A 6,542-nucleotide genomic window follows, 5' to 3' on the forward strand; every position below is an offset into this window, starting at 1 on the left:
TAATAAGGTCAGCGGTCAGCCGTTGATGACCTGCGGAACGCCGAGGGCCTTGAGGCCTTCGACACCGAATTCGAGTCCGTAGCCGGACTGCTTGGCACCGCCGAAGGGGACGCGCGGGTCCACGGCGCCGTGCTTGTTGATCCAGACGGTGCCGGCCTCGATCCGGGCCGCGACCTTCCGGGCTTCGGTGGGGTCGGCGGACCAGACGGAGGCGCCGAGCCCGACGTCGAGGGCGTTGGCCATGGCGACGGCCTCGTCCACGGTGCTGTACCGGATGATCGGCAGGGCGGGGCCGAACTGTTCCTCGGCGACGAGCGGGTTGCTGTTGTCGATGTCCGCCACGATCGTGGCGGGGTAGAAGTGGCCGGGCTGGTCCTGGTCCGGGTTGCCGCCGAGCAGAATCCGTGCCCCGGAGTCGCGGGCGGCTTCAACGAGCCTGGAGACGATGTCGAACTGCTGGCGGTTCTGCAGCGGGCCCAGCACGTTGGCCTCGTCCAGGCCGTTGCCCATCGGCATGGCCGCGGCGACCTTGGTGAGTTCGGCGCAGACGGCGTCGTAGATGTCGGTGTGGACGTAGAGGCGCTTGAGCGCCGCGCAGGTCTGGCCGGTGTTGATGAAGGCACCCCAGAACAGGCCTTCGGCGATGGCCTGGGGGTCGGCGTCGGGCAGGACGATGCCGGCGTCGTTGCCGCCGAGTTCCAGGGTGAGGCGTTTGACGGTGTCCGCGGAGGACTTGATGATGGCCTTGCCGGTGGCGGTGGAGCCGGTGAACATGATCTTGCCGATTCCGGGGTGTCCGGCCAGGGCCTCGCCGACCTCGCGGCCGCCGGAGACCACGGACAGGATGCCCTCGGGGAGTTCCTGGTTCAGGACATGGACGAGGGCCAGGACGGAGAGCGGGGTGTATTCGGAGGGTTTGACCACCACGGCGTTGCCCATCCGCAGGGCGGGGGCGAGCTGCCAGACGGTGATCATCATGGGCCAGTTCCAGGGCCCGATCGCCCCGACGACGCCGATGGGCCGGTAGTGCAGTTCGGCGCGGGTTTCGCCGTCGTCCACCACGGTTTCCGCCTCCAGGACGGTGGCGGCGGCGACGCGGAGCCAGGCGGCGCAGGCGCCGACCTCGAAGCGGGCGTTCGGGCCGTTGAGCGGTTTGCCCTGTTCGCGGGAGAGCAGGCGGGCGAGTTCCTCGGCGGAGCGTTCGACGGCGTCGGCGGCCCTGAGAAGCGCGGCGGACCGGGCGTCATGGCCTATGGCCGCCCAGGCCGGCTGTGCTGTCTGGGCGGCGGCGATGGCCTGCTCGAGGTCCTCGACGGTGTGGACCGGCGCCTGCCCGACCGGCTGGCCGGTGGCGGGGTCCAGGATGGTCCGGGGTTCCCCGGACGTCGGGGCGATCGCGGCGAGAAGAGCGTCGTAGGTTTCCATGGGTGTACTCCACATCGAGTAGGTCAGAGAACGCGGCCGGTACGGCCTAAGAGTGCTGCTTCAAGCGTGCTCCGGCGAGGGGTCGGGGGTCTTGTCTATCCGCGAAGAGCTGTTGTGCGGGAGCGAACGGAACGCCGAAGGCATTGCCTAAGACTGCGGGCCGGAGGGCGTCCGGAGCAGGAGCACGTCGTGGACTTCCTCGAGAGACGCAGCAATGGCTGACCGATCGACGCCGGCCAGGTACTGGAGAACGAGGCCGTCGAGGGCGGCAAAAAGTGTGCGGGCCACAACCCTCACGTTGCCGGTCAGGCCTGAGGCCGTCAGCCCGTCGGCCAAGGCGCTGACGTAGTTCTCGTAGAGGGCGGTCACCGCTTCGGAAAGCTCGGGACGCCGGCGGGCTTCGAGGATCATCTCGTACTGAAACACCTGCAGTTCCGGTTCGGCCAGAAGTAGCTCCAGCAGCGAGTCCGTGAATGAGTGGCCCAGCGTGGCCGCCTCCCGCAGCTTGGACGCACTGATGGATTGCTCGGCTGCCCAGTCCAGGGCTGCGGCTATGAGGGCGTCGCGGGATCCGAAGTGGTGGGCAACCAACGTGTTGTTGACTCCGGCAGCTTCCGCCACTGAGCGGTAAGTCAGCCCCCGCAATCCCTTGGCAGCCACCACCGAAACGGCGGCGCGCAATCGAGAGCGGCATGAGCGCCGCCCGTGACGCAACCTCCCTCTTGGCGCTGCACCAGGCCTGAACGTCACTGCCGTTCTCAACCAAACTTCGCTCATGAACAACAACCGATCGCTGAGCGACAAGAGGGTGACGGGCGCCACCTGCCATGCTGGATTTCACGGTGCAACGCACCCCCATATTCCCAGACCGAAATTCCCCAGACTCATGACCGTTAAGAAGGATCCGATGAGTATTTCAAATTCCGAGTCCCGGACCGCAGAAGCCAGTCCCCGCACGGAGCACTCCACTGCGCTGCGCGCCGGCAGCGTCGGCGTCATGGGCATTCTGTTCTTTGTCTTGTCCGCCCAGGCACCGTTGACCGGAATCGTCGGGGCATCACCGCTGGCCGCGGCCCTCGGCAACGGTCCCGGCGCACCCGGCGCGTATCTGGTGGTGGGCATCGTGATCGTGATCTTCGCCGTCGGGTTCGTCGCGATGAGCCGCAAGATCCAGGCCAACGGCGCCTTCTACGCCTATGTCACCGCCGCCTTTGGACGGAAGATCGGGGCAGGAGCGGCGTGGCTTGCGCTCCTCGCGTACAGCACGGTCCAGGCCGCGATGTACGGGCTGTACGGCGCTGCGTTCTCAGGCGTCCTCGGAACCGCAGGGATCGTGGTTCCCTGGTGGCTTCTGGCCATGATCACCATGGCGGGCGTGCAGGTGCTGGGATCCCTCAACATCGAACTCGGGGCGCGGGTCCTGGCGGTGCTCGTGGGCCTGGAAGTCGCCATCCTGCTCATGTTCGGGTTTACCGTGCTGTTGCGGGGCGGCGGGCCGGAGGGGATCAGCCTGGCTGCATCCTTCTCTCCCGCAGCGATCGGCGCAGGCGCCCCGGGCGTAGCCATCATGTTCGCTGTCGCCTCGATGTTCGGCTTTGAATCCACGGCCATCTACTCGGCCGAGGCCAAGGACGCCCACCGCACGGTGGCCCGTGCCACGTATCTTTCGGTGGGGGTCATCGCCGTCTTCTTCTCCTTCATTTCGTGGATGCTGGTCAGCTACTACGGCCCCTCGCACGTCATTGACGCCGCGGGCGCTGCCCTCGAATCGGGCGACTCCACCTCCTTCGTGCTGACACCCATGGTGGAGCTGTTCGGGCCGTGGGCCGGAACCGTCACCGGCATTCTGCTCGTGACATCCCTGCTGGCCGGCATAATCGCCTTCCACAACGGCATCAACCGCTACCTCCATTCGCTGGCCCTGCGCGGGTCCATGCCCCGCGTCGTGGCCCGGACCAACCGGCACAAGGCGCCCGCCGTCGCCGCACGGATCCAAACCGTGGTCGCCTTCCTGCTCGTTGCGCCCTTCGCGGTGCTGTCCCTGGATCCTGTACTGACCCTCTTTTCCTGGTTCAGCGGGCTGGCGGTGGCGGCGCTCCTGGTGCTGTACATGCTCTGCTCCCTGGCCGTCGTCGCGTACTTCCGGCGCGAAAAGGCGGCCGGCCAGATTTGGCAGACTGTGGTGGCGCCGGTGCTCGCCACCCTGCTGCTCGGCTGGGTCCTGTTCCTCGTGATCAGCAACTTCACCGCACTGATCGGCGGCAGCGCCGAAACGGCCGTGGGCCTGCTGCTGACCGTCCCCATTGTGTTTGCCGCCGGCGTGCTGGTGGAAGTTGCCGTGGAGCGCAGGGCCGCCCGCGCAGGGGTTCCTGCCTAGGGGTCGGCCTTCGACACACCGTGCGAAGTGCCGGAACCGCACCCCGAAAGTTGGACTTGAAAATAAGAGTCCAGGTTTCGGAGGTGCGGTTCAACGCCGCCTTATCCCAGGGCACTGACCTGCTCCGGATGTCTTATTTCGACACGTTAAATCCTCATCACCGCAGCCCGGTCCGTAACATTGGAACTAATACAGGCTCCGGCTTGCCAAGTTCACTGTAAAGGACTAGACGACGTTGTCACTCGAATCATTGCCCGTCCTGGACTTCTCTCGATTGAGTGCTGGCCCGGAAGAGGCCTCCCGGTTTCGGGACGAACTGCGCAATGCTATGCATGAGGTCGGGTTCCTCTATCTGGCCGGCCACGGCATCCCGCAGGAGCTCATTGACGCCATGCTCGACGTCTCCCGCCGCTTCTTCGAACTGCCGGACGAACAGAAGCTCGCGGTCGAGAACGTCCACAGCCCGCAGTTCCGCGGCTACACCCGCGTCGGCGGTGAACTCACGGATGGGGCGGTCGACTGGCGCGAGCAGATCGACATCGGCGTCGAGCGTGACGCCGTGGAGCCGGGTGCCGGCGTCGCTGATTACTGGCGTCTGGAGGGACCCAACCTGTGGCCAAGTGGACTGCCCGAGATGCGGGCGATCGTCCATGAGTGGACCGAGCGGCTGAGTGCCATCTCCCTCGCTCTTTTGCGGGCGCTTGCCGTGTCCCTGGGAGCGCCCGAGGACACCTTCGACGCGGCATTCGCCGCACGGGCGTTCCCCCTGCTCAAAGTTGTGCGCTATCCGGGGGAGTCCAACCCGGAACCCAAGCAGGGTGTCGGGTCCCACCGCGACGGCGGTGTGCTGACGCTCCTCCTCGTCGAACCCGGAAAGGGCGGACTCCAGGTCGAGTACCGGGGGAATTGGATCGACGCACCCCAGGTGCCAGGAACATTCGTGGTCAACATCGGCGAGATGCTTGAACTGGCCACGAACGGCTACCTTAAGGCGACTCTGCACCGCGTGATCTCGCCCCTTCGCGGCACTGACAGGATCTCTCTTCCGTTCTTCTACAACCCGGCGCTGGACGCGACCATGCCCCAGCTCGCGGTGAGCCCGGAGTTTCAAGCCAAGGCCCGAGGCCTCTCGGTTGACCCGACGAACAGCCCCATTCTGGAGACCTACGGGGATAATGCCCTGCGCTACCGGCTCAGGGCCCACCCAAACGTTGTCGCAGTTCACCACGCGGATCTGATGACGAACTGACGTCGGTGCACACTCCTGATTCCGGCCGGAACCCGCGCCAGTTCTCTCCGAAGGCCAGGCAGGATTCGTAGCAACTCTGGCCGGCGAAACAGCCCGCGCAGCGGCTCCGGCCGCCTCCCTGAAAGCAATGAGGAACAACAGCGGGCGCTGACAACGGCAGGTGCTCTCAGCGGCGGGTGAAGGTCAGGCTCAGGCGCCGCGCCGCCAGTCGCTGGGAGATTCGCCGAAGGCATCACGGAAGGAACGGCTAAAGTGGGCGGCATCCAGGAAGCCCCAGCGCGCGGCCACGGCCCCCACCGGCATGCCGGCCAGGAGCGGATCCCGCAGCTCGCGGCGCGCACCTTCCAGCCGCTGGGTCCGGATCCAGCTCGCCACGGTGGTCCCGGATTCATGGAAGACATTGTGCAGGTGCCGCGTGGAGATGAAATGGGCCGCCGCGATGGACGCGGGCGACAGCATCGGATCGGCCAGGTTAGCGTCGATGTACTCGCGGACCGATGCCGCCAGGAGGGCCTGCGGCCTCATCCGGTCCGGGGACATGTCCAGTTCCGAATGCAGCATCGTGGACACGAGATCGAGGGCGTTCGTGGCAAGGCGTGACCCGCTGGGGCCGCTCAGCGCATCCAGGTTCTCCGCGAGGTGGGAGATGAACGGCCCGACGATCGCGGCGAGGCCGCCGTCCGCCGCCATCCGCACGGCCGAAAGCTGAGCGATGCAGTCCGGCGGCAGGGACAGCGCGTCCCAGGGGAACATCACCACCATGAGCCGGGCGTCCCCCTCGAACGCAAGCGTGTAGGGGCGGCTGGTGTCGTAGATGGAGAGGTCGCCCGGGCGCAGGAGCGCCTCGCGGTTGTCCTGGATGAGGAGTCCGGTGCCCTGCAATTGGAGATTGAGCTTGAAATAGCGCTGGTTGGACTGGGCGATCAGTGCCGGCGTGCGGTGGACCTCATGGCTCGTGGAGGAGACCTCGACGACCGCCACACGGTCGAGCCTGCGGGCCCGCATGCGGCCGCGGAAGTTGTCCGCATCTGTGCTCGAGGCGGCCAGGGGAACGAAGGACTCCGCGACGAGGTGCCTCCAGTGGTCGAAGGAGGCTGCCGTGCTGGTAATGACATCCTGTCCGGCGGGGTTGGCCACGGGGCGGGCTGCAACTGCGGTCATCGAAGATCCTGACGCCGTCGTATTTCTGGGACTGTGTCGTGGGACACAGTCCCTTCAGGGTAGCGCCGCAACCCGCCGATGTCATCTTTTTTCGACAACCGGCGAAAAAAGATTGCCCGCGGGCCTAGGGCGTGTCTCCTAATTCGGGGCGTGGTTTTTGAAATAGTGGACGGGTGTCACGTACTTCCGTTTTGACTGATGACCAGTGGGCTCTGATTGAGGACCTGATGCCGGACTCCTCCGGGCGTCGGGGGCGTCCGTTTCAGGGCCACCGGCTGGTCATGGAGGGCATCATCTACCGTTTCCGGACCGGGATCCCGTGGCGTGACC

6 protein-coding genes are annotated in these 6,542 nt (G+C 66.2%); 3 read left to right on the top strand and 3 right to left on the bottom strand.

Annotated elements, in window-relative coordinates; all coding sequences use genetic code 11:
- Positions 1-15 precede the first annotated feature (15 nt).
- Together AC1D2F_RS14790 and AC1D2F_RS14795 are read right to left on the bottom strand one after the other, a co-directional pair.
- Positions 16-1,425: an aldehyde dehydrogenase family protein gene (locus tag AC1D2F_RS14790; RefSeq protein WP_476967017.1), complete on the bottom strand. Its 1,410-nt coding sequence runs from the start codon at positions 1,423-1,425 to the stop codon at positions 16-18.
- 147 nt (positions 1,426-1,572) lie between these two features.
- Positions 1,573-2,139, bottom strand: coding sequence for a TetR/AcrR family transcriptional regulator (locus tag AC1D2F_RS14795; protein WP_476967018.1), 567 nt, complete (start codon positions 2,137-2,139; stop codon positions 1,573-1,575).
- Positions 2,140-2,332: 193 nt separating this feature from the next.
- Between AC1D2F_RS14795 and AC1D2F_RS14800 the strand changes: the two genes are divergently transcribed.
- Both AC1D2F_RS14800 and AC1D2F_RS14805 read left to right on the top strand, forming a co-directional pair.
- Positions 2,333-3,802: an APC family permease gene (locus AC1D2F_RS14800; protein WP_476967019.1), complete on the top strand. Its 1,470-nt coding sequence runs from the start codon at positions 2,333-2,335 to the stop codon at positions 3,800-3,802.
- A 235-nt stretch (positions 3,803-4,037) separates the two neighbouring features.
- On the top strand, positions 4,038-5,051 hold the full coding sequence (locus AC1D2F_RS14805) for an isopenicillin N synthase family dioxygenase (protein ID WP_476967020.1): 1,014 nt from the start codon (positions 4,038-4,040) through the stop codon (positions 5,049-5,051).
- A gap of 189 nt (positions 5,052-5,240) precedes the next feature.
- Here the strand turns inward: AC1D2F_RS14805 and AC1D2F_RS14810 are convergent, their stop codons facing one another.
- Positions 5,241-6,212, bottom strand: coding sequence for an AraC-like ligand-binding domain-containing protein (locus AC1D2F_RS14810; RefSeq protein WP_476967021.1), 972 nt, complete (start codon positions 6,210-6,212; stop codon positions 5,241-5,243).
- A gap of 173 nt (positions 6,213-6,385) precedes the next feature.
- Here AC1D2F_RS14810 and AC1D2F_RS14815 point away from each other — a divergent pair.
- Positions 6,386-6,542 (top strand): transposase (locus AC1D2F_RS14815; RefSeq protein ID WP_476967023.1); only part of this gene is annotated, 157 nt, incomplete at its 3' end.

It is taken from the genome of Arthrobacter sp. P1_B3 (genome assembly GCF_056406615.1).